The organism is Massilia sp. HP4 (genome assembly GCF_005222695.1).
GTDB lineage: Bacteria > Pseudomonadota > Gammaproteobacteria > Burkholderiales > Burkholderiaceae_D > Telluria.
This window is the reverse complement of the sequence record NZ_STGG01000047.1, coordinates 146913-172550: the sequence shown is the minus strand read 5'-3', so window position 1 is coordinate 172550 and position 25638 is coordinate 146913. Positions and strand designations below refer to the sequence as shown.

Below are 25638 nucleotides of genomic sequence, written 5' to 3'. Positions count from 1 at the left end.
CTCGCTGCCAACCATCGGTGCCGATGACGCGCCGGATGATCTCGCTGCCAACCATCACCGCGTCGGCGGCATAGCCGCCGACCCTACAAAAAGCCCGCGCGAGGCGGGCTTCGGTCACGTGGCGAACGCCGCGTTCAGAACTTGTAGCCCACCGCCAGCACGATCGCCACCGGATCCAGTTTCATGAACTGGGTCTGGCCGGTCGAGAAGTGCACGTCGGTGCGCAGGCGGGTCTTGATGACGGTGGCGTCGGCGAACCAGCGCTCGTCGAAGTTCATCGCCACGCCCACTTGCGCGCTATAGGTCAGCTTGTTGTCGATCTTGAAGGTGGTCGGCACGTCGCTGCCCGGGTTGGTGATCGCGGTCATCTTGCCCGAACCGCGTTCCTTCATGAAATAGGCATAGGTCGGACCGATGCCCACGAAGGGACGGAAGGCCGATGTCGGCGAACCGAAGCGGTATTGCACGAAGGCGGTCGGCGGCAGCGCCTCGACCTCGCCCAGCTTGCCGGTGCCGTCGATCGCGCCGGCGCCATAGATGCTGTGCTTGTACGGCGTGCCGAGCGCGCCTTCGACCGAGATATTGTCGGTCAGGCTGTACGACAGGATCAGCACCGGCTGCATGTCGTTGCCGACGTCGGCCTTGGTGCCCGGCAGTGCCGGCGCGCTGATGTCGCCGCTCTCGACCTTCGGCATCAGGCGGTTGAAACCGACCTTGGCGGTGATCTGGCCGGCCGATTGCGCATATGCGCCGGACGCGAATGCCAGCCCGGCAGCCACACCCAGCACCTTGATCATGCTGTTGAAACGAACTTTCATGCTATCTCCTGATATGTGTGTGAGGGCCCGTCGCCAGGACGGGCCCGCCGCTGCGTGCTCTTACAGCCAGCCCTTGATTGCCATGTCCTTGAAGACGTAGCGGGCGATGAGGTCGTTCTCGAACGGGGTCGGGTGGATCCCGTCGGCGAACATGTAGCGGCTCACATCACCGGCAACCGTGTTGTTCGCGGTGCAGATCAGCGAGGTGGTGCCCAGCGCATTTTCGGCGCAGGCCGGGGCGCTGGTGTTGGTCAGGCCGTATGGGCCGGGGTTCTTCACCTGGTCGTTGCTGACGGTGTACAGGTCGGTGTACAGGATGCGCGCATCGTCGGCGCCCAGGCCGGCCTTCAGCTGGGTGTTGAAGGCGTTGACCATGGCGGTGACCAGTTGCTGGATGGCGGCAGGACGCGACCTGGCGGTCGGGGTGCTGGCGACGTCCGGCAGGTTGGCCACGATGACGTACTTGGCGCCCTTGGCCAGCAGTTCGCTCTTGACCAGGCCGGCCATCTGCGCGCCGGCGGTGCCCAGGGCCGTGACCATGGCGGTCGCATTGGCGGCGGCGTAGGCGCCCGCTGCCGTATTGCCGGCGGCGGTGCCGTCGGCCTGGGCGGCGGCCACGATCGGGCCATACACGGCCGGCTGGGCCACGGCCTGGTTGCCAGGCTGGGTCGCGGCGGCGCGCACGGCAGCCTGCACCACGGTCTGGTCGGTCTTGCCCGGACGTGCGTTCTCGGTAGCGATCGCCACGCCGATGGCCTGGGCCGCGGCTTGCGGATTGGTTGCGCCGGCCGCCAGGCGGGTCGCCAGAGCGGTGGCGAAGGCCTGCGCGCCGGCGGCGGTGCCGGCGCTGGTCACGGCGGCCAGCTGCATCAGCACGTCATTGCCGCCCGACAGCACGGTCACCAGCTCGGTGCCGGTGAACTTGTTGCCGGTCTTGGTCAGGTGATTGGCGATCTGGGTGACCATCGGGGTGGTCATTTCGCCGATCGGCGAGCCGGTCGCGGCATTGCCCGGGCCGATCGGGTTGACCACGCGCGAACCGCCCTGCGCGTAGTTGAAGCAATTCGGGTGGTTCACGATCGGCACGTTGAAGCCGAGCGAAGCGTCGCCCACCAGGCCGGTCTGGGCGGCGCACGGCGCCGGCAGCTTGAGCTGGGCGGCCATGAAGTCGAGCCAGATCTTGCCGGTCAGGTCGGGATTCTTGGCGGTGCTGTCGCCATTGATGGTGAACTTGCCGCCGCCGGCAGCGGCGACCGCGCCGACGCGGTAGGTGCCGACGTCCGACAGGCTGTCGCCGAACGACACCATATTGGTGAAGGTCAGCTTGGTGGTCTGGTCGCCGCCGGCCGGGCTGCTGCCGCCGCCGCATGCGGTCAGGACCGCCGCCGTCAGAACGGCCAGCGCGAGTTTGGTATGACGCATTGTGTCTCCTGATTAGAAATTATTGTGAAACGAACGCCCGTGCTATTCGCATCGTGCTTACTATGCCAGCGTTCAAACAGCTTGTATAGCAAATTCCATTGCGCGTAGGCATTTGGCTACCACACCTATCAAAAGAGACAGGTGAGGCTGAGGGAAGGGATTATAACCATCGTTTTCCGCCCAGAAAGAGGCGAATTTGTAACGGGCAAGGACAGAATGCAGGGCGTTTGAGCCCCGTCATCCGCATTATTGATATAAATTAAACTTTTGTATTGAGCAGACCGTGGACAATGCCCGTCGAGCCGTGCGCAGCGCGGCGCAGGCGGTCATTGACGCCCAGCCAGTCGCCATCCTGCGGCGGCGCTTCGACCAGGATCACGTCGGCGCCCTGCCCGTCCATCGCGCGCAGCGCCGCGTACAGCGCATGGGCAAAGCCATCGGGCGCCGCCGGCAGGCGCAAGGCGGCGTGGGTGAGCGGCATGTCGCTGGTGTGGATCAGGGCCACCTTGCGGCCGGCGCCATGCAGCGCGGCCACCGTCTCCAGCAGGGCCGCGCGCTCCTGCATCGCCACCGGCGTATGCGGCGCGTAATGCGATTCGAGCGTGCCCGAGGCGCGCGGGGCGGCGGCATCCGGCGCGCCCGGCAGGCGGTCGATCACGGCGGCGATCGCCTCCGCGCTGATATGGCCGGGCCGCAGCAGCACCGGGCCGTGCGTATCCAGGCGCGACAGGTCGACGATGGTCGATTCGATGCCGACCTGCGAGGCGCCGCCGTCGAGCACCATGGCCACGCTGCCGTCGGCGCCGAATTCATCCTGCACGTGCCGGGCCAGGGTCGGGCTGACATGGCCGAACTTGTTGGCCGACGGCGCGGCGACGCCGCCCCGGCCACCCTTGAAGGCGCGCAGCAGCGCCAGCGCCACCGGGTGTGACGGGCAGCGCAGGCCGACCGTATCCTGGCCGCCGCTGACGGCGTCCGGGATATTCGGGGCGCGTTTCAGGATCATGGTCAGCGGGCCAGGCCAGAAGGCATCGGCCAGCGCCCGCGCCTCGGGCGGGATGCCGCAGGCCCAGTAGTCGAGCGGCGCTTCTGGCGCCAGGTGCACGATCACCGGGTGGTCTTGCGGACGGCCCTTGGCGGCGTAGATGGCGGCCACCGCCGCCGGGTTTTCGGCGTCGGCGCCCAGGCCATACACGGTCTCGGTCGGGAAGGCTACCAGCGCGCCCGCTTCGAGCGCGCGGGCGGCGGCGTCGATGGCCGCCGGGTCGAACTGCTGGGTGTCCATCTCAGGGCTCGATTCCCAAAATGGCGCACGCGGCGCGCAGGCTGTCCTGCGCCCCGGCCAGCGTCGGCGCGACAAAGGTCACGTGGCCCATCTTGCGGCCGCGGCGCGGGTCGTTCTTGCCGTACAGGTGCAGGTTGGCACCAGGCAGCGCCAACACCTTGTCCCAGGCCGGTTCGCGTGCATCTTCGCTGTCGCCCTCGAACCAGACATCGCCCAGGATGTTGAGCATGACGGCGGGCGAATGCTGGCGCACATCGCCCAGCGGCAGGCGCGCCATTGCGCGCACCTGCTGCGCGAACTGGCTGGTGATGCAGGCATCCATGGTGTAGTGGCCGCTGTTGTGCGGGCGCGGCGCCATCTCGTTGACGACCAGGGCGCCGTCTTCGAGCACGAAGAACTCGATGCACAGCACGCCCACATAACCCAGTTGGGCGACGATCGCGCGCGCCGCATCCTGCGCCTGCCTGGCGCAAGCCTCGGACACGTTCGGGCCCGGCACGGTGGTGGTGAACAGGATGCCGTCGCGGTGCACGTTCTCGGCGATCGGATACACGACAGACTCGCCATCGTGGCCGCGCGCGGTCAGGACCGACACCTCGTAGGCCAGCGGCAGCATCTTCTCCAGCAGGCAGGTCACGCCACCCATGGCGTCGAAGGCCGTGCGCACGTCCTCGCGCGAGCGCACGCGCACCTGGCCCTTGCCGTCGTAACCCATGCGCACGGTCTTGAGGATGCCCGGCAGCAGGCTGTCATCGATGGCGTCGATGTCGGCATGCGAGGCGATGGTCTTGTGCGGGGCCGGCAACACCTTCGAGGTCGGCGCGCAGTCGACGAAGAACTTCTTCTCGAGGATGCGGTCTTGCGCGATCTGCACGCACAGGCTCGATGGCGCCACAAAACTGTCGGCAGCCAGCCGCGCCAGGCTGTCGGCAGGGACGTTCTCGAATTCGGTGGTGACGGCCGCGCACAGCGCCGCCAGTTCGGCCAGCGCGGCGGCGTTGTCGTAGTCGCCTTCGATGGTGCGGTCGGCCACCTGGCCGGCCGGGCAATCGGCGCTCGGCTCGAGCACGGCGACCTTGTAGCCCATGGCCTGGGCGGCGTGGGCGAACATGCGGCCGAGCTGGCCGCCGCCCATCACGCCGAGCCAGGTCGAGGAATCGGCGGATGGAAGAAACGGTTGATTCATGGGTTTATACGGGAAGAGTCATGGCCTGGGCGGCGGCGGTCTGGTCGCGGCGGAACTGCTCCAGCTTGTCGGCCAGCGCCTCGTCGCCCGCGGCGATGATCGCCACCGCGGTCAGCGCCGCATTCGCGGCGCCGGCTTCACCGATGGCGAAGGTGGCCACCGGCACGCCTTTGGGCATCTGCACGATCGACAGCAGCGAGTCCTCGCCACGCAGGTATTTCGACGGCACCGGCACGCCCAGCACCGGCACGATGGTCTTGGCGGCCACCATGCCCGGCAGGTGGGCCGCGCCGCCGGCGCCGGCGATGATGGCGCGCAGGCCGCGCGAACGGGCCTGTTCGGCATAGGTGAACATCTCGTCCGGCATGCGGTGGGCGGAGATCACCTGCGCCTCGAACGGGACGCCAAACTGCTTCAGGATGGCGACCGCGTTCTGCATCACGTCCCAGTCGGACGAGGAACCCATGATCACGCCGACCAGCGGTTTTGCTTGTTCGGACATCGCGTTACGCCTTCAGCTTTTCGCCGGTCAGGCGTTCGATGGCTTCGAAATACTTGGCCTGGGTTTTTTCGATGACGTCGGCCGGCAAGCTTGGGGCCGGTGCGGTCTTGCCCCAGTCAGTCAGGGTTTCCAGGTAGTCGCGCACGAACTGCTTGTCGAACGACGGCGGCGACATGCCCGGCGCGTACGAGTCGGCCGGCCAGAAGCGCGAGGAATCCGCAGTCAGGACTTCGTCCATCAGGTGCATCACGCCGTTGTCGTCGAGACCGAATTCGAACTTGGTGTCGGCGATGATGATGCCTTTCGTCGCGGCGTATTCGGCAGCGGCGGTGTACAGCTTGATGCTGATATCGCGCATTTTCGCGGCCAGTTCGGCGCCGATTTTTTCTTCCATCTGGGCGAACGAGATGTTTTCGTCGTGCTCGCCGATATCGGCCTTGGCGGCCGGGGTAAACAGCGGCTCGGGCAGCTTGTCGGCCTGGCGCAGGCCGGCCGGCAGCTCGATACCGCAGATCGCGCCACTTTGCTGATAGTCCTTCCAGCCCGAACCGATGATGTAACCCCGCACGACGGCTTCGACCATGATCGGCTTCAGGCGCTTGGCGACGACGGCGCGGCCGCGCACCTGCTCCACCTCGTTCTCGGCGACCACGCTTTCCGGCGCCACGCCGGTCAGGTGGTTCGGCACGATGTGACCGAGCTTCTCGAACCAGAAATCGCTCATCTGGTTCAATACCATGCCCTTGCCCGGAATCGGCTCGTTCATGACCACGTCGAAGGCCGACAGGCGGTCGGTGGTGACGATCAGGATCTTGTCGTCGCCGACGGCATAGTTATCGCGCACCTTGCCGTGACCGAGCAGTGGCAGGGACTGGATGGAGGATTGGTAGAGGCTGTTCATAGATGGCTATCAGGAAAGCGGAAACCGGCGACAAAGGCCGCCGGTTGAGAAAGTCAGGCCGTGTAAGCCTGTGCAATACGATATTTTACGTCAAAAAGGCCGGCAATCCGACTTATTGGACGATCTGGGCCAGTTCGCCGGCCTTGTAGCGCTCGGCCATCTTGTCCAGCGGAATCGGCTTGATCTTGCTGGCCTGGCCTTCGCAGCCGAAGGACAAAAAGCGCGCCTTGCACACTTCCATCGCCGCTTCGCGCGCCGGTTTCAGGTAGTCGCGCGGGTCGAACTTCGACGGGTTCTGGAACATGTATTTGCGGATCGCGGCCGTCATCGCCAGGCGGATGTCGGTGTCAATATTGATCTTGCGGACGCCGTGCTTGATGCCCTCCTGGATCTCTTCGACCGGCACGCCATAGGTTTCCTTCATGTCGCCGCCGAATTCGCGGATGATGGCCAGCAGCTCTTGCGGCACCGACGACGAGCCGTGCATCACCAGGTGGGTGTTGGGGATGCGGGCGTGGATTTCCTTGATGCGGTCGATCGCCAGGATGTCGCCGGTCGGCTTGCGCGTGAATTTATAGGCGCCGTGCGAGGTGCCGATGGCGATCGCCAGTGCGTCGCACTGGGTGCGCTTGACGAAGTCGGCCGCCTGGTCGACGTCGGTCAGCAGCTGTTCGCGGGTCATGGTGCCGTCCGCGCCGTGGCCGTCTTCCTTGTCGCCCTTCATCGTCTCGAGCGAGCCCAGCACGCCGAGTTCGGCTTCGACGGTCACGCCGATCGAGTGCGCGAACTTGACGACTTCTTTCGATACTTCGACGTTGTATTCATAGCTGGCGACGCTCTTGCCGTCGGCCTCGAGCGAACCGTCCATCATCACCGAAGAAAAGCCCGAACGGATCGCGGCCATGCAGACGGCCGGAGATTGCCCGTGGTCCTGGTGCATGACGACCGGGATGTGCGGATAGGCTTCGACGGCGGCGTCGATCAGGTGACGCAGGAAGGCTTCGCCCGCGTATTTGCGCGCGCCGGCCGAGGCCTGCATGATGACCGGGCTGTTGGCAGCGTCGGCGGCGGCCATGATGGCCTGCACCTGCTCCAGGTTGTTGACGTTAAATGCGGGCAAGCCGTAGCCGTTTTCGGCGGCGTGGTCCAGCAATTGACGCAGTGATACGAGTGCCATGGTTGTACTCCAAAACAATAAAGAAACTTGTTCGGGAATCCCGAATGCCGAGCGCGGCGCCATCCGTCCTGGATAGCGCCGGGCAAATGCCGCTATTGCGTCTCAGGCCACTCGTGGGTTCCCTTTAATCGAATTCGGGCGCGCGGTCGCCGGCGCGCACGATCTTGAGTGCATTGGTACCGCCGGCCTCGCCCATTGGCGAACCCCAGGTGACGATGATCAGGTCGCCCTTGCGGATGAAACCTTCGCTGATCAGCAACTCTTCTGCCTTGCGCAGCACGGCATTGCTGCCGCCGCCCTGCGGCAGGTTGAATGCTCGCACGTTCCGGTACAGCGACGCCTTGCGCTGCGTCGCCTGCAACGGGGTCAGGGCGAAGATCGGCGTCTCGATGCTGTGACGGCTCATCCACAGGGCGGTCGAACCCGACTCGGTCAGCGCCACGATCGCCTTCACGCTCAGGTGGTGGGCGGTGAACAAGGTGCCGTAGGCAATGGTCTGGTCGATGCGGGTGAACTGCTGGTTCAGGAAATCGACGTCGGTCTTGTTGTACTCGGATTGTTCCGCTTCGACGCAGATCGCGGCCATCATCTCGACCGTCTCGATCGGGTACTTGCCCGATGCGGTCTCGGCCGAGGTCATGACGGCGTCGGTGCCGTCCAGCACGGCGTTGGCGACGTCCGACACTTCGGCGCGGGTCGGCACCGCGTTGACGATCATCGACTCCATCATCTGGGTCGCGGTAATGGCCAGCTTGTTCGATGCGCGCGCCATGCTGATCATGCGCTTTTGCAGCGCCGGCACGGCGGCGTTGCCGACTTCGACCGCCAGGTCGCCGCGGGCGACCATGATGCCGTCCGATGCGTCCAGGATCTCTTGCAGCAGTGGGATCGCTTCGGCGCGCTCGATCTTGGCGATCATCATCGGCTTGTGGCCATAGGGCTCGCCGGCGATATTGGCCAGCTGGCGCGCCATTTCCATATCGGTCGCGCTTTTCGGGAACGAGATGGCCAGGTAGTCGGCCTGGAAGCTCATCGCGGTCTTGATGTCTTCCATGTCCTTCGAGGTCAGCGCCGGCGCGGTCAGGCCGCCGCCCTGGCGGTTGATGCCCTTGTTGTTGGACAGGTCGCCGCCAACCTTCACCGTCGTAAAGATCTCGTGACCGACGACGCGGTCGACGATCAGCACGATCAAGCCATCGTTGAGCAGCAGCTTGTCGCCCGGCTTGACGTCGCGCGGCAGCGCCTTGTAGTCGAGGCCGACGCGCTCCTGGTTGCCCAGCTCGCCGTTATCGCCCCACTTGGCGTCCAGGATGAAGCGGTCGCCATTGGCCAGGACAATCTTGCCTTCTTCAAACTTGCCGACACGGATCTTGGGACCCTGCATATCGGCCATGATGGCCACTTCACGGCCGCACTCCGCGGCAGCGCGCCGTACCAAGGTCGCGCGATCGATATGGTCCTGCGCCTTCCCGTGCGAGAAGTTCAGGCGCACGACGTCGACGCCGGCGCGGATCATTTTGACGAGAATATCGAAGTCGGTCGAAGCAGGGCCGATGGTTGCGACGATCTTGGTGCCACGGTACATGGATTGTCCTTGTATAAAAACAAAGCGCAGACTGGCTGCGCTAGGGTCTCAAGCAGTTTCTTATGAGGCGCTGCGTTGCAGCAGGATGTCGACAGCAGGCAACGTTTTGCCTTCCAGGAATTCCAGGAAGGCGCCGCCGCCGGTCGAAATGTAGCCGACCTGGTCGGCAATTTTATATTTTGCGATCGCGGCCAGGGTGTCGCCGCCGCCGGCGATCGAAAAGCCCTGGGAATTGGCGATGGCCAGCGCCAGGGTCTCCGTGCCCTGTGCGAACTGGTCGAATTCGAAGACACCGACCGGACCGTTCCAGACGATGGTGCCGGCCTTGGCGACCTGCTCGGCCAGCATGGCGGCGGTCTTGGGGCCGATGTCGAGGATCATGTCGTCATCGAGCACATCGGCCACGTCTTTTACCGTTGCGGCCGCGGTCGGGGCGAATTCTTTCGCGCACACGACGTCCACGGGAATCGGCACCTGCGCGCCGCGCTGCGCCATTTTCTCGATGATGGCGCGGGCTTCGTCGACCAGGTCGTTCTCGACCAGCGACTTGCCGATGTTCAGGCCCACGGCCTTCATGAAGGTATTGGCGATGCCGCCGCCGACGATCAGGTTATCGACCTTGTCGGCCAGGCTTTGCAGGATGGTCAGCTTGCTTGATACCTTCGAGCCGGCGACGATGGCCAGCAGCGGACGCTGCGGCTGGCCCAGGGCCTTGCCCAGGGCGTCGAGTTCAGCGGCCAGCAGCGGGCCGGCAGCCACGACCGGGGCGAACTTGGCGATGCCATGGGTGGTCGCTTCGGCGCGGTGGGCGGTGCCGAAGGCATCGTTCACATACACATCGCACAGCTTGGCCATCTTCTGCGCCAGCTCGTCGTTGTTTTTCTTTTCACCTTTGTTGACGCGGCAGTTCTCCAGCAGCACGACCGAGCCTGGGGCAACGTCGACGCCGTCCACCCAATCCTGTTTCAGTTCGACCGGCTGGCCCAGCAGCTCCGACAGGCGCCTGGCGACCGGCGCCAGGCTGTCTTCGGGCTTGAATTCGCCTTCGGTCGGACGACCGAGGTGGGACGTCACCATCACCGCCGCACCAGCCTTGACCGCGGCCTGGATCGCCGGCACCGAGGCGCGGATGCGCGTGTCTTCGGTAATATTGCCAGCATCATCTTGTGGAACGTTCAGGTCAGCGCGGATAAAGACGCGCTTGCCCTGCAGCGCTTGTCGGTCGATCAGGTCTTGCAGGCGGGTGAAACGGAGAGCGTCCATTTGGTCAGCGTGGCAATAGTGAAAAAACGTCATTGTACATTAGGCTGCGGCGCCGAAAACGTGGAGTACGCGCAGCAACGTAAATACAAGCATGCCGAATAAAATCGTCAGCAGCATATTCCGGCGCCACAGGTAGAACAGGAAGGCGGCGACGCCCGCCAGCAGTTTCGGATTGGCCAGCGTCAGCTGGATGTCGCCCTGTGTATCGATCAGAAAATCGGGACCGATGATGGCCGCCAGCGCGCAAGCCGGGGCATAGCGCAGCATTTCCTGCACCCGCGGCGGAATCGTCACGCGGTGGCCGATCATCCAGAACGAGCTGCGGGTGGCGGCCGTGGCCACGCACAGCACGCCGATGACGACCCAGATTTCCCAATCAGCCACGGCGCACCTTCGCTTTCGCCAACGTCTCTTCGATCACCATCGCGGTAACCATCCCCACCAGCACCGCCAGCAGCAGCCCCAGCTTGTATGGCAGATCGTAGGCGATCACCGAGACAGCGCCCGCCACCAGCACGCCGCACAGCGCCGCGTTATTGATCATCAGCGGCACCATGATGCACAGGATGGCCAGGGTGCCGGCAAAACCCAGCCCCCATTCGGCCGGCACCGCACTGCCGAGGAAGATGCCGATGAACGAACCGACCTGCCACGCGATCCAGTTCGGGAACATCAACCCCTTCAAATAGGATAATTTCCCAATTGCAGGTTCCAAGGTAGGATAGCGCTGCAGGAAAAGCGCGACAGTGAGGTCGCCCGAGATATAGCCGAGATAAAAGCGCTGCTTCCATGGCAGGTGGGCGAAATGCGGCCCCAGCAGCGCGGAAAAGATCACGAAACGCAGGTTGACCACCAGCGCGGTGGCGAAGATGACCCAGATCGGCGCCTGGGCGGCGATCAAGGGCAGCGAGGCCAGCTGGGCCGAGCCCGCAAACACCAGCAGGGTCATGCCCAGCGCCTGCGGCACCGACAGGCCGCTCTTGACCATGGCGATGCCGACCACCAGGCCCCAGGCGGCGATGCCGAACAGGGTCGGCAAGCCGGTCTTGAAGCCTTCGTTCCAGGCATCGCGGTCGGGCGCGTCGCCGATGGCGGCGGGATGCGATCCCTGTCCGTCGACCGCGCTCATATTGCAGGCCGCAGCGCGCACATCACGATATGAGTTGTGGCATTCTTGCAACGGCAACCGGGGATGACGGCGATGACGGCGGGCGTGAAACGGTCGGGCATGAAGCGCATGTAAGGATGTGGCACCAGTTGGACGCCCAATATAACAGGCGGCGTTCTTGCTCTTTATGTTGGGTGCATTATTTTACGGTCATTTCGACAATAGAGCGAATCCGTTAAAATCCAGTCTTTGCCCAACTTGCCTGACGGAGAGAAACAGATGAACCAAAAGACGATGCCAGTGGTGGAGCTCACGGCCAAGGACCTGCCGGCCTATTGCCCCAACCCGGCAATGCCGCTGTGGTCCTCGCACCCGCGCGTCTTCCTCGACTTCGACCACCACGGCGAGGCCAAGTGCCCGTACTGCGGCACCGGCTACCGCCTGGCGCCGGGCACCGTGCTCAAGCACCACTGATCTCCGGAGGCACGCAGTGCCTCTTTTCGATGCACTATCCCGCCCCCTCGTGGCTGCCCGGCGGCCACCTGCAGACCATCTATCCGGCGACCTGCGTCGCCAAGCCGCCGGTCGCCTACCGGCGCGAGCGCTGGCATAGCGCGGATGGCGACTTCGTCGACCTGGATTTCGTGGATGGCCAGCCCGGCCAGCCGCTGGTGGTGCTGTTCCACGGCCTGGAAGGCAGTTCGAACAGCCATTACGCGCGCGGCCTGATGGCGGCGCTGGCAGCGCGCGGCTGGTCGGGCGTGGTGCCGCATTTTCGCGGCTGCTCGGGCGAAGCCAACCTGGCGCCGCGCTTCTATCACTCGGGCGACGCCGGCGAGATCGACTGGATCGTCCGCACATTGCGCGCCCGGCACGAAGGCGTGCTGTATGCGGCCGGCGTCTCGCTGGGCGGCAATGCGCTGCTGCGCTGGCTGGGCGAGTCGGGCCACGGCGCGGAGATCGTCGATGCGGCCTGCGCCGTGTCGGCCCCACTCGACCTGGCGCGCGGCGGCGAAGCGCTGTCGTCCGGCTTCAATCTGCTGTACACCCGGATGTTCCTGCAGACGCTCAAGCCCAAGTGCCTGGCCAAGCTGGAGCAGTTTCCCGGCCTGTTCGACCGCGCCGCCCTGCTGGCCGCGCGCGACCTGTACGCCTTCGACAATGTCGTCACCGCGCCGCTGCACGGCTACCGCGACACCGACGACTACTGGCACCGCGCCAGCGCCCGCCACGTGCTGCACGCCATCACGGTGTCGACGCTGGTGCTCAATGCCCGCAACGATCCATTCCTGCCGGGCGTCCACCTGCCCACATCCGCGTCAAGCGCGGTGACGCTCGAGTATCCGGCGCAGGGCGGGCATGTCGGTTTCAGCACCGGCCCGTTCCCGGGACGGATAGCCTGGCTGCCGCAGCGGATGCTGCACCATTTCGACCGGCACGCCGGCACGCGCGCGCTGGAACGGCCCGAATCATGCGATGCTGCCTGACACTATGGACGATATCGTAAAACAGGCAATGGCCAAGTGGCCGAACGTACCCCACTGCTACGGCTGGCTTGCGCTGGACGCCCGCGGCGGCTGGCGCATGCGCGACGAAGCGGCCCAGCGTGCCGATGCGGCAGGCGACCGGCTGAACAATGAAAAACTGGTGGGTTTCATCAACCGTAACTACCTGCACGACGAGCGCGGCAACTGGTATTTCCAGAACGGGCCGCAGCGGGTGTACGTGAACCTCGAGGCGACGCCCTTCATCGCGCGCACCGATCCGCAGCAGGGACTGGTGCTGCAGACCGGGCAGGCGCTGGCGGACATCGAACGGGTGCTGTTGAGCGATGCCGGCGCGCTGGTGTTCGTGGCCGGCGAGGTGGTGGCGCAGCTGGACGACCGCGACGTGGCCCAGGTGCTGGGCCTGCTCGAACTCGATGGCGCGGCGGCGTCCGACGAGGCGGTGATGGGCTGGCTGGAGCATGGCGCAGGCACGCTGTTGCTGCCATGGAATGGCAAGCGGCTTGCCGTCGAACAGATCGACGGCGACGACCTTCAGGAGACATTCGGATTCAACCGGATGCCGGCGTCGTAATCACCGCTCCTCGGCTTCTTCCTTCGCCTTCTTCTGGCGCTCCTCCAGTTCGCGCACGCGGGCATCGATCACGGCCTGGTCGTAGAACGACACATCGCTGGCCTTGCGTGCCAGTTCGAACTGGGCCATCGCCGCCGGGACGGCGCCGGCCAGCACGTACGACTCCGCCAGCGACATATGCTGCAGCGCCATCTTGCCCTGCTTGGCATAAGTCCTGGCCAGCAAGTCGTGCAGCTTGCGTTCCTCGCGGTACTGCTGGGTCTGGTCGCGCAGGAAGCGCGCCGCCTCGTCGAAGCGGCTGGTCGCGATCAAGGCCTCCGCATACTGGTGCGCGAGCGCGCGCGACAGCGGGTAGCGCTGGCGCGCCGCATCGGCCTCTTTCACCGCCTCTTCCAGGACCGATGCCGGCTGGCCCGGCGCCATCTTGATCTCCAGCGACAGCCCGGCGAACATGGTCGCGCCATCGCCCACGTTCGTCGAGGCCACCGACAGCACGCCTTCGCGCGGCTTTATCGTCTCGCGCGCCTTGTCGAGCCAGCGCTGCGCCCCGGCCAGGTCGTTCTGCTTGAGCGCCAGGTAGGCCAGGCCATACTGCGCGCCGACCTGCCATTGGCGGTGGGGCTGCTCCTTCAGCTGGTTCTCGAAGGCGATGCGGGTGTCGCGCCGCCCCTGCTCGCTCGGGTCCTGCAGCACCCGGATGCGCGCGCGCACCAGGTGGAAGTCGAGACTGTCGACGCGCTGCTTCTTGGGAATCTCGCGAATGCGCGCCTGCATGTCGGTGATCCGCTCCTGGGTCAGCGGGTGGCTGCTCAGGCTGGCCAGGCCAGGGGGCAGGTCGCCATACAGCCTGGAGGCGGCTTGCAGGCGCCGGAAGAAGGCGACGATGCCGGTGGTGTCGTAACCGCCCGCCTCCATGATCTGGAAGCCGACCCGGTCGGCCTCGCGCTCGGCGTCGCGGCTGAAGTTCAGCTGGCGCTGGACAGCCAGGCCCTGGCCGCCCATCAGCACGCCCATGGCTGCATCCGAGCTGGCCCGGGCCGCCAGCGCCGCCAGGAGCATCGAGGCCAGCGGCAGCAGCACATCCTGCTTTTGCTGACCCAGCCTACGGGCGATATGGCGCTGGGTGACGTGGCCGATCTCGTGCGCCATGACGCCGGCCAGCTCCGACTCGGTCTGGGCCGCGATGATCAGGCCCGAGTGGGCGCCGATGAAGCCGCCCGGCATCGCGAACGCGTTCAGGGCCGGATCGCGCACGGTGAAGAAGTGAAAGTCCGAATTGGTCTCGCCGCGCGCGCCGGGCACGGCGGCGACCAGGCCGCTGCCAAAATTGTTCAGGTATTCGGAGATCGGTTCATCGTCGAGGTAATCGCGGTCGCGCCGGATGTCGCGCATGAACTCCTCGCCCACCCTGCGCTCGACGATGGGCGACAGGTCGCCGCGCGCGGTATCGCCGAGCGTGGGCAGGCGGGTCGAATCGGGCCGCCGGAGCACGTCGGATTGCCCGGCAACAGGGAATGCGGTCACCAGGCACAAGGCCATGACGGACAGGGAAGAGCGCCAGCGGCGCGTCATTGCTGGACGGACGACGGATTTCACGGTGCTATCATACCTGCATCCGGGCATGAGTTGCTGCCCTGCGAACCATTTTGTAACCTGAACGTATTCACCGAGTCATGACGAATCCTACCCCGACCGCAGACCATTTGACCCACTTCGACGCCACCGGCCAGGCCCATATGGTCGACGTCGGCGCGAAACAGGACACGCATCGCATTGCGGTCGCGGCCGGGACCATCCGCATGAAACCCGAGACGCTGGCCCTGATTACCTCAGGGAATGCGAAGAAGGGGGATGTGATCGGGATTGCGCGGATTGCGGCAATCATGGCATCCAAGCGCACGAGCGACCTGGTGCCGCTATGCCATCCACTGCCGATCACCCGGGTGGCGGTGGATTTCGAGATCGACGAGGCGGCCAATAGCGTGCACTGCCGGGCGCAGGTGGAAACCATCGGCAAGACCGGGGTCGAGATGGAAGCGTTGACGAGCGTGCAGGTTGGCCTGTTGACTGTGTACGATATGTGCAAGGCGGTCGATCGCGGGATGGTGATGACCAATGTGCGGGTGCTGGAGAAGCACGGCGGCAAGAGTGGCGACTGGATGGCTGAAGTAGATCAGTAACAGCATCGACAATGCCGCTCAGTGTCAGCTGGGCGGCATCATCTCAATCAGGGCGCTTTATTCACGCACATTCGTCAGGCCTGCATAGCGGGCTGGCCAAGTGCGTGGTATTGCGCTCGAGGTCGACCAAATTTATTGCTGCCGGTGCTGCGCGGGAAATTCACCAGGACCGCGGCGGCGACGCACGGCTACGGCACTCATGAATCCCAGGCCAAGCAGCGACAGCGTTGCTGGCTCCGGCACTTCGGTGGCATTTGGCTCAAAATTAATGCGTAGTATCGTATCGGAGTTATACGACAACCCTTGCCAATTGATTGCAACCCGAGAATCATTAAAATCAACCCTGGATATATCGAAGCCCGCGAATGTGGAACTGGAATCGATACTCGCAGTGGAGAAATCAAAAGAATTTCCGCTGATCAAGTTAAATATCAGGCCGTTGAATGTGTTTGAAAGCCAGGTTGGCCCGGGATGGCTGGTGGAAAAATCGAACTGCATGGACGTATCGGTGACATCAACGGTGATGGAAGTGACGTTTTCAACATTGACCACGGTTTCGATCCCGTCGCCGACGATAAATACCGGCGGTGTCTCCACGGATTGACCATAGGGTGTAGATGGGTTTGGATAGAAATAGTCCACACTAAGTTGACGTCCGATGAATCCTGCATGCGCGGAAGAAATGCTCCCGAGCAAAATTACAGACGCCATCGCTAATAGGCGAGTTTTTCGGTTCACAGTATTCCCCTAGAATCGACTTCAATATGTGAATGAGCCAGGCAGCTCGACCGGCGCATCTAGCAACGCGAGCTGCCGAGTTTCAAAATATAATTATTGGCCATGATGTCAGCTGTGCCTCGGACCTCCTTTACTGTGCGATTAATCAAGTTGAGATTTTCTTTTCTGCAAGTAAAGGATGGCAGCGATTCGCCCGGATCCATTAGCTATTCTCGGGATTTACTCAATGCCCAGACCCGATTTTCCATTTGGAAATTGATCTAGATTTATGCTATCGAGATAATTTAGCACTGAAATTTAGAGCAGTTGCAAGAATATTTACGCTATAGCGAAATAGATACAAGCTTTGCACTAATCTTGTCGAGTGGAAGCATTTCTCGGATGGTTTTTCTGGATCGCAGCCGGCAAGAATCCAGGCGCCTCCCTTGTGTGCGCTTCGCACGAGAAGCGCGTGGAGTTCGTTCCGGCATACGGGGGTTCGAGAGGCGGAGGTAGGTGTGGAAACTGAAGGACCGATATTGACACCAGACGATCCGGTAAGCTGCGCAACGCTATATACATCGTCACTACTCGGCCTATACTGATGGGCAACGCACTGACCGCGTTTCCTAATTCAACCTGCTTCTGCCCAAGAGGATGTGTCATGACGAACGCAACCCCGCAGTTCACCGCAGCGACTGTCCAATTGAACGCCCTGCCCTATCAAGTCACGTTCCTGAAAATCGCCAATGTGTACGCGGATTCGACCCGCACCAGCATCGAGCAGCTGTGGATCAGCTCGTCCAAGATCGTCATGGAAGAGACGATGAAGGCCTTCATCGCGGCATCGCAGTCGTGCGCCCAAGCGCTGACGAAAAACGCCGTTTCGGTCCAGCAGCAGTCGTTCGGCCGGCTCATCGGCGCCAACCAGAAGGCGGTCGAGATCATGGGCCAGAGCTTCGCCGAGGCGCTGTCGGCCGGCTGGAAACCCCCGCGCTGAGCAACTTAACCTCTCCTAAGCACGCGCTGCATTAACTTCTTGCTACCACCTATCGGTTGCAGGCAGTGACATTCCGATACATTGAAGGCATGAGCCTGCTGCTATCATGCAAGCTTTTCTCTTCGGCAACGTCCACTTGCTTGTCTTACCGATATGAACAGTGCCCAAGCCCATGAGCTGAAGCCCCAGGAATTCGAATTCGAGACGCTCAATATGCAGGTCGGCGTCCGCCTGCAGTTGATTACTCACCGGCGGGTCAAGCCAGTGCCGCATTTTTCCAGCCTCATCGGCTACGTCAGGGACGAATACCTGATCGTCAGGATCCCCCTCGAGGATGGCGTGCCGATCGGGCTGACCGAAGGCGAGCGGGTGACCATCCGCGTGTTCTCGGGCGTGAATGTGTGTTCGTTCGCCTGTTCGGTCGAGCGCGTCTTTGGCCGTCCGCTGAACTACGTCCACCTGTCCTTTCCCACCTCGATCCAGGGCACCAGCCTGCGCGGCGCGATGCGGGTACGCGCCGATTTGCCGGTGCGGGTGACGGGCGCCAGGCACGGCATGGCGCCGATGGATTGCCTGCTGGCGAATGTGTCGGTGACCGGCGCGCGCATCGATTCTTCGCAGCCCTTGCCGCCCGAAGAAGACATCGTCGACCTGCAGTTCGCGCTGGTGGTCGCGCCCGACAACAAGGAAACGCAGGTGCGCACCCGGGCCAATATCAAGAACCTGGCGGTCGGCAAGCCCGCCGATGGCCGGGCCGAGATGTACAGCTATGGCGTGCAATTTCTCGACCTCGATCCGGTCCACTACACGCTGCTGCAGAACATGACCTACGAAGCGCTGCTGGCCGATCGCGGCAAGATCGTCTAGGCCCAGCCTTTCGGCAGGGGCAATCCCTCTTCGATCGCCAGCCGCTCCATTGCCGCTTCCAGCACCACCCGCGCACGGCCCGAGGCCAGCGCCAGTTCGGCGTGCAGCGCGGCGTCTTCCGGGTTGCGCGAGGCGCAATGCTGGCTGTAGCGCTCGAAGCTTCCCACCATCAACAGCAGTTCGGACAGGTGGCGTGGGCATTCGCAGGTCAGACGGTTTCCGGCCGCCGAAATATTGGCCAGATCTTCGTCGGCGAAGCGCGGCGGCGCCAGGGCGGTGGCAGGAGCCTCTTGCGGCGGCGGGCGATGGCCGATCAGGGCCGACTGGCACAGCAGGGCCAGCTCGTTCAGGTCAGCGGGAATCCGCGCCACCAGGCAGCCTTGTGCCCGCAAGGCGCGGATCGTCGCACTGGAACAGAACCGGTACAGCACGACAACCGCGGCGACGCCAGTCGCTTCGCGTGCGGTGGCGATCGCGGGCATCACCCGCTCGTCGAGCTCGGATTGTTCGATGACCAGCACGTCAGCGCCGGAATCTCGCGGCAATTCTTCGGCCATTGCAAGACCCGCGCTGTGGCCGCGCATGTCCAGGCCAAGGGAATTCTGCCCCATCGCGGCCACGCGGCGCGCCAGCATGGCGCCGACCAGCAGCACGCGCACCGGCGCGGACTGGACGGCGCGGGCCTGGCCATCCAGGCCTAGCATCGATTGCAGCTGGTCGCGGGAGAGGCCAGCGAGCACGCCGATCGAGTGTCCCTGGTCGACCAGTTGCTTGAGCAAGCCAAGGCGCGCGACCTGCTCGGCCGAATACAGGCGCTGGCCGCGCTCGGAGCGCTGGGCGTCCGACAAGCTGTAGCGGCGCTCCCATACGCGCAGCGTTTCAACTGGCAGCCCCGCAAGCCGTGCGGCGGCGCCCGTGCGGTACATGATCCGCTCTTGTCCCGTCTTGAATGAATCCGTCATCGAACATCCCGCCATTAAGCCAATTGATTTTGAAAATAAATGATGTCACAACCTCAAGAGTATCGTACTGCGATGCTCAACAGTGCGCAAATCGTGCGCCAGGTTCAGCCGCACGATTTGCCTTTTCACAGCCAAATCGTAGAACGAACCATAATTGAACCTATTTTATAGGACAAGAATGCGTCACACATTAGACCGCACGGGCAAAATTGGATAAATTCACATCGAGATCGGTTCATCGTGAACCATCGAAACTCACCATGGAGTCGACAATGAAAAAGATCCTGATCGCTTTGCCCCTCGCCTTCGCCTTCGCTTCTGCCCAGGCAGCGGATATCGTGGATACCGCCAAGTCGGCCGGCACCTTCAATACGCTGGTCACCGCGGTCCAGGCTGCCGGTCTGACGGACACGCTGAAAGGTCCGGGTCCGTTCACGGTCTTCGCCCCGACCGATGCGGCATTCGCGAAGATTCCCAAAGCCAAGCTCGACGCCCTGCTGAAAGACAAGGCAGCGCTGTCCAAGGTGCTGACCTACCACGTGGTGCCTGGCAAAGTCATGGCGGCCGACGTCAAGCCTGGCGACGTCAAGACCGTCGAAGGCAGCGCGTTCGCGGTGAAAGTGGCAGGCGGCAAGGTCATGGTCGACAAGGCCACCGTCACCAAGACCGACATCGCAGCCGACAATGGTGTGATCCATGTGATCGATACGGTCATCATGCCGAAGTAAGCGGGCTCCTTCCTTGCCGGTCAGTGCCCCCGCCACGCCAATGGCGGAGAAAGATGTCGGCTTCATGCCTGATGACATCGTGGTAAATTGCCGGCTTGTCTACGGCACCCGGCCGTGGCACTGATCGACGAGGATGGAATGACATTTCGCTTGCTGACGATGGCGGCGGCCTTGCTGGCCGCCACCACCGCGACGGCCGCGCCGCGCGGCTTTACCGTGGAAGACCTGGTCAATATGGAGCGGGTCGGCAGCCCGGCCGTGTCGCCGGACGCCACGCGCGTGATCTATACCGTGCGCAGCACGGACATGGAAAAGAACCGCGGCAATACCCAACTGTGGATGGTCGACCTGCGCGCCGCCAAGCCGGCGCCGCAGCGCCTGAGCCAGCATGCGTCCAGCAGCAGCGACCCGGAATGGTCGCCGTCGGGCGACGCCGTGTATTTCCTGTCGGCGCGCTCGGGCTCGTCGCAGGTATGGCGCCAGCCGGCCGCCGGCGGCGAGCCGGTGCAGGTCACCAACCTGCCGCTGGACGTCGACAATTTCCGCCTGGCGCCCACGGGCGACCGCCTGGCCTTCAGCCTGGCCGTGTTCCGCGATTGCACCGACCTGGCCTGCACCAAGTCGCGCCTGGATGCGAAAGAAAAGGACAAGGCCACCGGCAAGGTCTATGACCGCCTGTTCGTGCGCCACTGGGATACCTGGGGCGACCACCGCAACGCGGTGTTGTTCTCGGCACCGCTGGGTGCGGATGGCAAAGTGGGCAGCGAGCCTGTCAGCCTGTCCGGCTCCCTCGACGGCGACGTGCCCTCGAAGCCGTTCGGCGACCGCGAAGAATATCGTTTCAGCCCGGATGGCAAGACCATCGTGTTCTCGGCGCGCATCGCCGGCAAGACCGAAGCCTGGTCGACCAACTTCGACCTGTACAGCGTGCCGGCCGCCGGCGGCGCGGCGCCGCGCAACCTGACCCAGGACAATCCGGCCTGGGACACGAAAGGCACGTTCTCTCCTGACGGCCGCACCCTGGCCTACCTGGCGATGGCGCGCCCCGGCTTCGAGGCCGACCGCTACCAGGTCATGCTGATGGATGTCGCTACCGGCCAGAAGCGCAAGCTGGCGGCCGACTGGGACCGCTCGGCCGGCAACCTGGCCTGGCGCACGGACGGCAAGGCGCTGATCGTCGATGCCGAAGACATCGGCCAGCACCGACTGTTCTCGATCGACGTCGCCAGCGGCAAGGTGACGCCGCTGACCGACAAGGGTGCGGTGGGCGCCTATGACCTGCGGCGCGATACCCTGGTCTACACCCACGCGAACCTGCAGTCGGGCGCGCAGCTGTTCTCGATGAAACTGGGCGGCAAGCCGAATCAGCTGACCGACCTGAACGCCGAGCGCCTCAAGGATGTGCGCTGGGGCGAGTTCGAGCAGTTCTCGTTTGCCGGCGCCAATGGCCAGACCGTCTACGGCCATGTGATGAAGCCATGGAATGCACAGCCGGGCCAGAAGTATCCGGTCGCCTTCATCGTCCATGGCGGCCCGCAGGGCAGCTTCGGCAATAGCTGGAGCTATCGCTGGAATCCGCAGGTATATGCGGGCGCGGGCTACGCGGCGGTGTTCATCGACTTCCACGGCTCGACCGGCTATGGCCAGAAGTTCACCGATTCGATCAGCAACGACTGGGGCGGCAAGCCGCTGGTCGACCTGCAGAAAGGATATGACGCGGCGGTGCAGAAGTTCCCGTGGCTCGACCGTTCACGCGATTGCGCGCTGGGGGCTTCCTACGGCGGCTACATGATGAACTGGATCGCCGGCAACTGGTCGGATGAGTTCAAGTGCATCGTCAACCATGACGGCGTGTTCGATACGCGCGGCATGGCGTACTCGACCGAGGAGCAGTGGTTTACCGATTGGGAGAGTGGCGGTCCTTACTTCAAGGTGCCGGAGAATCATGAGCGCTTCAATCCGGTTCATCATGTGAACAAGTGGAAGACGCCGATGCTGGTGATCCAGGGCGATCTCGATTTCCGGATTCCGACGGCGCAGGCGCTGGGGACCTTCACCGCGCTGCAGCGCATGGGTGTCGACAGCAAGCTGCTGGTGTTCCCGGATGAGAACCACTGGGTGCTCAAGCCGGCGAACTCGGTGCAGTGGCATCACACTGTGGTGGGGTGGTTGGATCAGTATTTGAAGACGCAGCCTGCTGGAAAGTAAAGCTTGGAAAGCAAAAAGCCCGCTGCGAAGCGGGCTTTTTGTCGATCTTTCGGAATTACGGAGGCGTGACTGGTGGGGTAGTTGCAGGAGTAACACTGTTCTTCTCGAAGGCCAGCTTCACAGCTTCGTTCTCGGTGCTGGCTTCGATTTCCCAGGTAATCGCGCTCGAGCCGAGGGTCGGGGTGAACGTCACGGTCGAGGTATCAGTGTCGGATCCGATGTTTTTCAGAGTAATTTCGATGACGCCTGCGTCTTCTACGGTCAGCGATGCAACTTCATTGGTCTCGGTGAAGGCGCGGAACGTGCCTTCGGCATCATCAGTATTGCAATCATCCAGACTACCAGCTTCCTGACCGCACATTGCGACCGCGGTTTTGAACGGATCGACAGCCGACAATGCGTTTGCAGCCTTCGCTTTCGCAGTGTAGTCGCTGTATGCTGGAATAGCGACAGCAGCCAGGATACCGATAATCGCGACAACGATCATCAGTTCGATCAGAGTAAAGCCGCCTTCGGCCTTCTTGGTTTGCATTTGCTTGAAGTTCATTTTTCTCTCCAGGGTGGTATGTCAAAGTTGGGACTACGTGTCTTGTGCTGCTCTGCTGCTACGCTTTCCTATATGCAAGCGCTGTGCCAGCCCGAAAACAGCAGAAAACGGTCGATTTTATTAATCCCGAGATAACAAAACCCTGTGCCACGACAAAATTTGGCGTGTCAGGTGACAAAAATTGTCAGTGCCGCACAGCAATTTTTGTCAGGTGACGATTCTTGGCGATGAAAAATGGAACTGCAAACAAAACGGGGAGCCGAAGCTCCCCGTTTTAGAAGTCGATCAAGAGATCGCCAGGATTACAGCATCGCCTTCAACAGACGCGCCATTTCCGACGGGTTCTTGGTGACGGTAATACCGCAGGCTTCCATGATTTCCAGCTTGGCTTGCGCGGTATCGGCGCCGCCCGAGATCAGCGCGCCGGCGTGGCCCATGCGCTTGCCTGGAGGCGCGGTGACGCCAGCGATGAAGCCGACCACTGGCTTCTTCATATTGTCCTTGATCCAATGAGCGGCGTTCGCTTCGTCAGGACCGCCGATTTCGCCGATCATGATGACCGCGTCGGTATCAGGATCGTCGTTGAACATGCGCATCACGTCGATGTGCTTCAGGCCATTGATCGGGTCGCCGCCGATGCCGACTGCCGACGATTGGCCCAGGCCCAGCGCGGTCAGCTGGCCGACTGCTTCATAGGTCAGGGTGCCCGAACGCGACACGACGCCGATACGGCCCTTGCGGTGGATGTGGCCCGGCATGATGCCGATCTTGATTTCGTCAGGGGTGATCAGGCCTGGGCAGTTCGGGCCCAGCAGCAGGGTCTTGGAACCGGCCTTGGCCATGCGATCCTTGATTTCCATCATGTCGCGGACAGGGATGCCTTCGGTGATGCAAATTGCCAGGTCCAGCTCGGCTTCGACGGCTTCCCAGATCGCAGCGGCTGCGCCTGCTGGTGGGACATAGATGACCGACACGGTCGCGCCGGTTTCCGATGCGGCTTCCTTGACGGTTGCGTAGATCGGGATGCCTTCGAAATCTTCGCCGGCTTTCTTCGGGTTCACGCCTGCAACAAAGGCTTCCTTGCCGTTCGCGTAGTCGCGGCACATACGGGTGTGGAATTGGCCGGTCTTGCCGGTGATGCCCTGGGTGATGACTTTGGTGTCTTTATTGATCAGAATCGACATTTTTATTTCCTTAGCGAATTAGGCCGAATTATGCTTTACCAGCGGCGGCGGCGACGACCGACTTCGCTGCGTCTTCCATCGTGTCTGCGGCGATGATCGGCAGACCCGAGTCAGCCAGCATCTTCTTGCCCAGGTCTTCGTTGGTGCCCTTCATGCGCACGACCAGCGGCACTTGCAGCGACACGGCTTTCGATGCGGTGATCACGCCTTCGGCGATGACGTCGCAACGCATGATGCCGCCGAAGATGTTGACCAGGATGGCCTTCAGTTCGGGGTTTTTCAGCATGATCTTGAATGCTTCGGTCACTTTCTCGGCCGTAGCACCACCGCCCACGTCCAGGAAGTTGGCCGGCTCGCCGCCGAACAGCTTGATGGTGTCCATGGTCGCCATGGCCAGGCCGGCGCCGTTCACCAGGCAGCCGATGTTGCCGTCGAGCGAGATGTAGGCCAGGTCGAATTTCGATGCTTCGACTTCGGCTGGATCTTCTTCGTCCAGGTCGCGGTAGGCGACGATTTCTGGATGACGGAACAGGGCGTTGGCGTCGAAGTTGAATTTCGCGTCCAGGGCGATGATCTTGCCGCTGCCGGTGACGATCAGCGGGTTGATTTCGGCCAGCGATGCGTCGGTATCCCAGTAGGCTTTGTACAGGCCTTGCAGGTTGGCGCGGGCGTCGGCGATCGAGCCGGCAGGCACGCCGATCTTGGCGGCGACGGCATCGGCGTCGGCGTCGGTCAGGCCGACGGCCGGATCGATCACGACGTTGTGGATTTTTTCAGGGTTGCTGTGCGCGACTTCTTCGATGTCCATGCCGCCTTCCGACGAAGCCATCAGCACGACTTTCTGGGTGACGCGGTCGGTGACCAGCGAGACATACAGTTCCTGCTTGATGTCGGCGCCTTCTTCGATCATCAGGCGACGCACTTTCTGGCCTTCAGGGCTGGTCTGGTGGGTCACCAGCTGCATGCCCATGATCTGCTCGGAGTATTCCTTGACTTGTTCGATCGACTTGGCGACCTTGACGCCACCGCCCTTGCCACGGCCACCAGCGTGGATCTGTGCCTTGACGACCCAGACCGGACCGCCCAGTTCTTCAGCGGCTTTGACAGCGTCTTCGACCGACATGCACGGAATGCCGCGCGGAACGGTCACTCCGAATTTTCGGAGGATCTCTTTGCCCTGGTACTCATGGATCTTCATGCTGGCTTCCCTTCTTCTATTTACTGAATTAGAAATACGGTTGAACTACAAAAATAAAAACGACGAACGCTAACCCGAGACGGCCTTGATCGACCAGCGTGGGTAGTATTTGGCCACGGCAGGGCCGTCGCTGCGCAGTGCATGGCAACGGTCGAGCTCAAATGGACGGTCGGTTGACGAACCGCCGAGCCCGCCTGGGGCATCGACATTGTCGTCAGCAAAGGCTTGCAAGGCTGCGGTCGGCAGCACCTGGGCCAATTCGGTCAGATGGGTGCAGCCGAGCACGCCGGATAGGCGGTCTTTCAGATGCAGCCGGAAATGGTTCACGAGCGAGAGCCCGATCAACTTCTTGTAGGCAGGGCCGATGGTATCGCAGTAGCCCGGATACGGGACGGCATCGGATGCGGCTTCGGCATCGACGATGGTCAGGTCGCGGTCAATGGTTACGCGCAGCTTGAGGTCGTGCACCGGCGTGCCGCCGGGCCGTTCGCCGGAAGCGAGTGCGACAGTTCGCGTCTTCACATCGCGGATGCTGGCATCGAGGTCCCACAAGCCATCGTCGCGCGCGAACGCTTCGACTGTGATGGCGCGCGTATGCCGGAGCGAGCGCGATACGGGAGGTGACAAAGGCATAAATACCAGTGCCGTCGAGACGGCGGTTAGTGATGCAGCCGGTGTGCTACGTTGCACGTCGCCGCAGCTTCTGCGACAACAACCGCTC

At 63.0% G+C, this 25638-nt stretch carries 26 protein-coding genes; 8 read left to right on the top strand and 18 right to left on the bottom strand.

The genetic code is table 11. The features are described 5' to 3' along the window. Nucleotides 1-134: 134 nt before the first annotated feature. The 11 genes from E8M83_RS17755 to E8M83_RS17705 form a co-directional block, all read right to left on the bottom strand. The gene (locus tag E8M83_RS17755; RefSeq protein ID WP_137174674.1) at nt 135-818 is read right to left on the bottom strand and encodes an OmpW family protein; all 684 of its coding nucleotides are present in this window, start codon (nt 816-818) and stop codon (nt 135-137) included. A 60-nt stretch (nt 819-878) separates the two neighbouring features. Continuing rightward, nucleotides 879-2240: an SGNH/GDSL hydrolase family protein gene (locus E8M83_RS17750; protein WP_137174673.1), complete on the bottom strand. Its 1362-nt coding sequence runs from the start codon at nt 2238-2240 to the stop codon at nt 879-881. A gap of 259 nt (nt 2241-2499) precedes the next feature. Beyond that, the gene (locus E8M83_RS17745) at nt 2500-3525 is read right to left on the bottom strand and encodes an L-threonylcarbamoyladenylate synthase (RefSeq protein WP_137174672.1); all 1026 of its coding nucleotides are present in this window, start codon (nt 3523-3525) and stop codon (nt 2500-2502) included. A gap of 1 nt (nt 3526) precedes the next feature. Next, entirely contained in the window at nt 3527-4711 is a 1185-nt protein-coding gene (locus E8M83_RS17740; RefSeq protein ID WP_137174671.1) for a 5-(carboxyamino)imidazole ribonucleotide synthase, read from the bottom strand. A gap of 4 nt (nt 4712-4715) precedes the next feature. Continuing rightward, the gene (gene purE, locus E8M83_RS17735; RefSeq protein ID WP_137174670.1) at nt 4716-5213 is read right to left on the bottom strand and encodes a 5-(carboxyamino)imidazole ribonucleotide mutase; all 498 of its coding nucleotides are present in this window, start codon (nt 5211-5213) and stop codon (nt 4716-4718) included. A 4-nt stretch (nt 5214-5217) separates the two neighbouring features. After that, nucleotides 5218-6114, bottom strand: a complete 897-nt coding sequence (locus E8M83_RS17730; RefSeq protein ID WP_137174669.1) for a phosphoribosylaminoimidazolesuccinocarboxamide synthase — start codon at nt 6112-6114, stop codon at nt 5218-5220. Nucleotides 6115-6226: 112 nt separating this feature from the next. Continuing rightward, nucleotides 6227-7291 carry a class II fructose-bisphosphate aldolase gene (gene fba / locus E8M83_RS17725; protein ID WP_137174668.1) on the bottom strand — a complete coding sequence of 355 codons (1065 nt, stop codon included), beginning with the start codon at nt 7289-7291 and terminating at the stop codon, nt 6227-6229. A 124-nt stretch (nt 7292-7415) separates the two neighbouring features. Then, nucleotides 7416-8876, bottom strand: coding sequence for a pyruvate kinase (pyk, locus tag E8M83_RS17720; RefSeq protein ID WP_137174667.1), 1461 nt, complete (start codon nt 8874-8876; stop codon nt 7416-7418). Between the two features lie 60 nt (nt 8877-8936). Further along, the gene (locus tag E8M83_RS17715; protein ID WP_137174666.1) at nt 8937-10139 is read right to left on the bottom strand and encodes a phosphoglycerate kinase; all 1203 of its coding nucleotides are present in this window, start codon (nt 10137-10139) and stop codon (nt 8937-8939) included. Between the two features lie 39 nt (nt 10140-10178). Then, on the bottom strand, nt 10179-10523 hold the full coding sequence (locus E8M83_RS17710) for an AzlD domain-containing protein (protein ID WP_137174665.1): 345 nt from the start codon (nt 10521-10523) through the stop codon (nt 10179-10181). After that, complete coding sequence (locus tag E8M83_RS17705; protein WP_137174664.1) at nt 10516-11268, bottom strand: AzlC family ABC transporter permease; 753 nt, start codon at nt 11266-11268, stop codon at nt 10516-10518. Before E8M83_RS17705 ends, E8M83_RS17710 begins: the two co-directional genes overlap by 8 nt. A 258-nt stretch (nt 11269-11526) precedes the next feature. On the opposite strand from E8M83_RS17705, the gene E8M83_RS17700 reads away from it, so the two are divergent. Genes E8M83_RS17700 through E8M83_RS17690 form a run of 3 tightly spaced genes read left to right on the top strand, consistent with a single transcriptional unit; the run spans nt 11527 to nt 13326 of the window. Further along, nucleotides 11527-11721 (top strand): zinc-finger domain-containing protein, encoded by a 195-nt coding sequence (locus E8M83_RS17700; RefSeq protein WP_109346137.1) that lies wholly within the window; start codon nt 11527-11529, stop codon nt 11719-11721. 29 nt (nt 11722-11750) lie between these two features. Next, nucleotides 11751-12734 (top strand): YheT family hydrolase, encoded by a 984-nt coding sequence (locus E8M83_RS17695; protein WP_137174663.1) that lies wholly within the window; start codon nt 11751-11753, stop codon nt 12732-12734. Between the two features lie 4 nt (nt 12735-12738). Beyond that, the gene (locus tag E8M83_RS17690; protein ID WP_137174685.1) at nt 12739-13326 is read left to right on the top strand and encodes a DUF2946 family protein; all 588 of its coding nucleotides are present in this window, start codon (nt 12739-12741) and stop codon (nt 13324-13326) included. Here the strand turns inward: E8M83_RS17690 and E8M83_RS17685 are convergent, their stop codons facing one another. Next, nucleotides 13327-14898, bottom strand: coding sequence for a M48 family metalloprotease (locus E8M83_RS17685; protein ID WP_137174684.1), 1572 nt, complete (start codon nt 14896-14898; stop codon nt 13327-13329). A 101-nt stretch (nt 14899-14999) separates the two neighbouring features. Here E8M83_RS17685 and moaC point away from each other — a divergent pair, with 101 nt between their 5' ends. Continuing rightward, nucleotides 15000-15506: a cyclic pyranopterin monophosphate synthase MoaC gene (moaC, locus tag E8M83_RS17680; RefSeq protein ID WP_137174662.1), complete on the top strand. Its 507-nt coding sequence runs from the start codon at nt 15000-15002 to the stop codon at nt 15504-15506. 132 nt (nt 15507-15638) lie between these two features. Here moaC and E8M83_RS17675 read toward each other — a convergent pair whose 3' ends face one another. Beyond that, nucleotides 15639-16244, bottom strand: coding sequence for a PEP-CTERM sorting domain-containing protein (locus E8M83_RS17675; RefSeq protein WP_137174661.1), 606 nt, complete (start codon nt 16242-16244; stop codon nt 15639-15641). A gap of 643 nt (nt 16245-16887) precedes the next feature. Between E8M83_RS17675 and E8M83_RS17670 the strand changes: the two genes are divergently transcribed. Together E8M83_RS17670 and E8M83_RS17665 are read left to right on the top strand one after the other, a co-directional pair. After that, entirely contained in the window at nt 16888-17223 is a 336-nt protein-coding gene (locus E8M83_RS17670; protein ID WP_137174660.1) for a hypothetical protein, read from the top strand. Nucleotides 17224-17376: 153 nt separating this feature from the next. Beyond that, complete coding sequence (locus tag E8M83_RS17665) at nt 17377-18090, top strand: flagellar brake protein (RefSeq protein ID WP_137174659.1); 714 nt, start codon at nt 17377-17379, stop codon at nt 18088-18090. Here E8M83_RS17665 and E8M83_RS17660 read toward each other — a convergent pair. Further along, a complete protein-coding gene (locus E8M83_RS17660) occupies nt 18087-19052 on the bottom strand; it encodes a MerR family transcriptional regulator (RefSeq protein ID WP_137174658.1) in 966 nt (321 codons plus the stop codon). The two genes, E8M83_RS17665 and E8M83_RS17660, sit on opposite strands and share 4 nt — an antisense overlap. 272 nt (nt 19053-19324) lie before the next feature. On the opposite strand from E8M83_RS17660, the gene E8M83_RS17655 reads away from it, so the two are divergent. Together E8M83_RS17655 and E8M83_RS17650 are read left to right on the top strand one after the other, a co-directional pair. Next, nucleotides 19325-19780: a fasciclin domain-containing protein gene (locus E8M83_RS17655; protein WP_137174657.1), complete on the top strand. Its 456-nt coding sequence runs from the start codon at nt 19325-19327 to the stop codon at nt 19778-19780. Nucleotides 19781-19918: 138 nt separating this feature from the next. Then, nucleotides 19919-21988, top strand: a complete 2070-nt coding sequence (locus E8M83_RS17650) for a S9 family peptidase (protein ID WP_137174656.1) — start codon at nt 19919-19921, stop codon at nt 21986-21988. Nucleotides 21989-22043: 55 nt separating this feature from the next. Here the strand turns inward: E8M83_RS17650 and E8M83_RS17645 are convergent, their stop codons facing one another. The 4 genes from E8M83_RS17645 to E8M83_RS17630 form a co-directional block, all read right to left on the bottom strand. Then, nucleotides 22044-22535, bottom strand: a complete 492-nt coding sequence (locus E8M83_RS17645) for a pilin (protein WP_137174655.1) — start codon at nt 22533-22535, stop codon at nt 22044-22046. A 302-nt stretch (nt 22536-22837) separates the two neighbouring features. Beyond that, nucleotides 22838-23719 carry a succinate--CoA ligase subunit alpha gene (gene sucD / locus E8M83_RS17640; RefSeq protein WP_137174654.1) on the bottom strand — a complete coding sequence of 294 codons (882 nt, stop codon included), beginning with the start codon at nt 23717-23719 and terminating at the stop codon, nt 22838-22840. Between the two features lie 28 nt (nt 23720-23747). After that, nucleotides 23748-24917, bottom strand: coding sequence for an ADP-forming succinate--CoA ligase subunit beta (gene sucC / locus E8M83_RS17635; RefSeq protein WP_137174653.1), 1170 nt, complete (start codon nt 24915-24917; stop codon nt 23748-23750). 69 nt (nt 24918-24986) lie between these two features. Then, nucleotides 24987-25550: a DUF2889 domain-containing protein gene (locus E8M83_RS17630; RefSeq protein ID WP_137174683.1), complete on the bottom strand. Its 564-nt coding sequence runs from the start codon at nt 25548-25550 to the stop codon at nt 24987-24989. Nucleotides 25551-25638 lie beyond the last annotated feature (88 nt).

What these genes read in the sequence shown, in the direction of transcription:
- E8M83_RS17755 (WP_137174674.1), bottom strand. Translation starts at nt 818, where the DNA reads ATGAAAGTTCGTTTCAACAGCATGATCAAGGTGCTGGGTGTGGCTGCC.
- E8M83_RS17750 (WP_137174673.1), bottom strand. Translation starts at nt 2,240, where the DNA reads ATGCGTCATACCAAACTCGCGCTGGCCGTTCTGACGGCGGCGGTCCTG.
- E8M83_RS17745 (WP_137174672.1), bottom strand. Translation starts at nt 3,525, where the DNA reads ATGGACACCCAGCAGTTCGACCCGGCGGCCATCGACGCCGCCGCCCGC.
- E8M83_RS17740 (WP_137174671.1), bottom strand. Translation starts at nt 4,711, where the DNA reads ATGAATCAACCGTTTCTTCCATCCGCCGATTCCTCGACCTGGCTCGGC.
- purE (WP_137174670.1), bottom strand. Translation starts at nt 5,213, where the DNA reads ATGTCCGAACAAGCAAAACCGCTGGTCGGCGTGATCATGGGTTCCTCG.
- E8M83_RS17730 (WP_137174669.1), bottom strand. Translation starts at nt 6,114, where the DNA reads ATGAACAGCCTCTACCAATCCTCCATCCAGTCCCTGCCACTGCTCGGT.
- fba (WP_137174668.1), bottom strand. Translation starts at nt 7,291, where the DNA reads ATGGCACTCGTATCACTGCGTCAATTGCTGGACCACGCCGCCGAAAAC.
- pyk (WP_137174667.1), bottom strand. Translation starts at nt 8,876, where the DNA reads ATGTACCGTGGCACCAAGATCGTCGCAACCATCGGCCCTGCTTCGACC.
- E8M83_RS17715 (WP_137174666.1), bottom strand. Translation starts at nt 10,139, where the DNA reads ATGGACGCTCTCCGTTTCACCCGCCTGCAAGACCTGATCGACCGACAA.
- E8M83_RS17705 (WP_137174664.1), bottom strand. Translation starts at nt 11,268, where the DNA reads ATGAGCGCGGTCGACGGACAGGGATCGCATCCCGCCGCCATCGGCGAC.
- E8M83_RS17700 (WP_109346137.1), top strand. Translation starts at nt 11,527, where the DNA reads ATGAACCAAAAGACGATGCCAGTGGTGGAGCTCACGGCCAAGGACCTG.
- E8M83_RS17695 (WP_137174663.1), top strand. Translation starts at nt 11,751, where the DNA reads ATGCACTATCCCGCCCCCTCGTGGCTGCCCGGCGGCCACCTGCAGACC.
- E8M83_RS17690 (WP_137174685.1), top strand. Translation starts at nt 12,739, where the DNA reads ATGGACGATATCGTAAAACAGGCAATGGCCAAGTGGCCGAACGTACCC.
- E8M83_RS17685 (WP_137174684.1), bottom strand. Translation starts at nt 14,898, where the DNA reads ATGACGCGCCGCTGGCGCTCTTCCCTGTCCGTCATGGCCTTGTGCCTG.
- moaC (WP_137174662.1), top strand. Translation starts at nt 15,000, where the DNA reads ATGACGAATCCTACCCCGACCGCAGACCATTTGACCCACTTCGACGCC.
- E8M83_RS17670 (WP_137174660.1), top strand. Translation starts at nt 16,888, where the DNA reads ATGACGAACGCAACCCCGCAGTTCACCGCAGCGACTGTCCAATTGAAC.
- E8M83_RS17665 (WP_137174659.1), top strand. Translation starts at nt 17,377, where the DNA reads ATGAACAGTGCCCAAGCCCATGAGCTGAAGCCCCAGGAATTCGAATTC.
- E8M83_RS17660 (WP_137174658.1), bottom strand. Translation starts at nt 19,052, where the DNA reads ATGACGGATTCATTCAAGACGGGACAAGAGCGGATCATGTACCGCACG.
- E8M83_RS17655 (WP_137174657.1), top strand. Translation starts at nt 19,325, where the DNA reads ATGAAAAAGATCCTGATCGCTTTGCCCCTCGCCTTCGCCTTCGCTTCT.
- E8M83_RS17650 (WP_137174656.1), top strand. Translation starts at nt 19,919, where the DNA reads ATGACATTTCGCTTGCTGACGATGGCGGCGGCCTTGCTGGCCGCCACC.
- E8M83_RS17645 (WP_137174655.1), bottom strand. Translation starts at nt 22,535, where the DNA reads ATGAACTTCAAGCAAATGCAAACCAAGAAGGCCGAAGGCGGCTTTACT.
- sucD (WP_137174654.1), bottom strand. Translation starts at nt 23,719, where the DNA reads ATGTCGATTCTGATCAATAAAGACACCAAAGTCATCACCCAGGGCATC.
- sucC (WP_137174653.1), bottom strand. Translation starts at nt 24,917, where the DNA reads ATGAAGATCCATGAGTACCAGGGCAAAGAGATCCTCCGAAAATTCGGA.
- E8M83_RS17630 (WP_137174683.1), bottom strand. Translation starts at nt 25,550, where the DNA reads ATGCCTTTGTCACCTCCCGTATCGCGCTCGCTCCGGCATACGCGCGCC.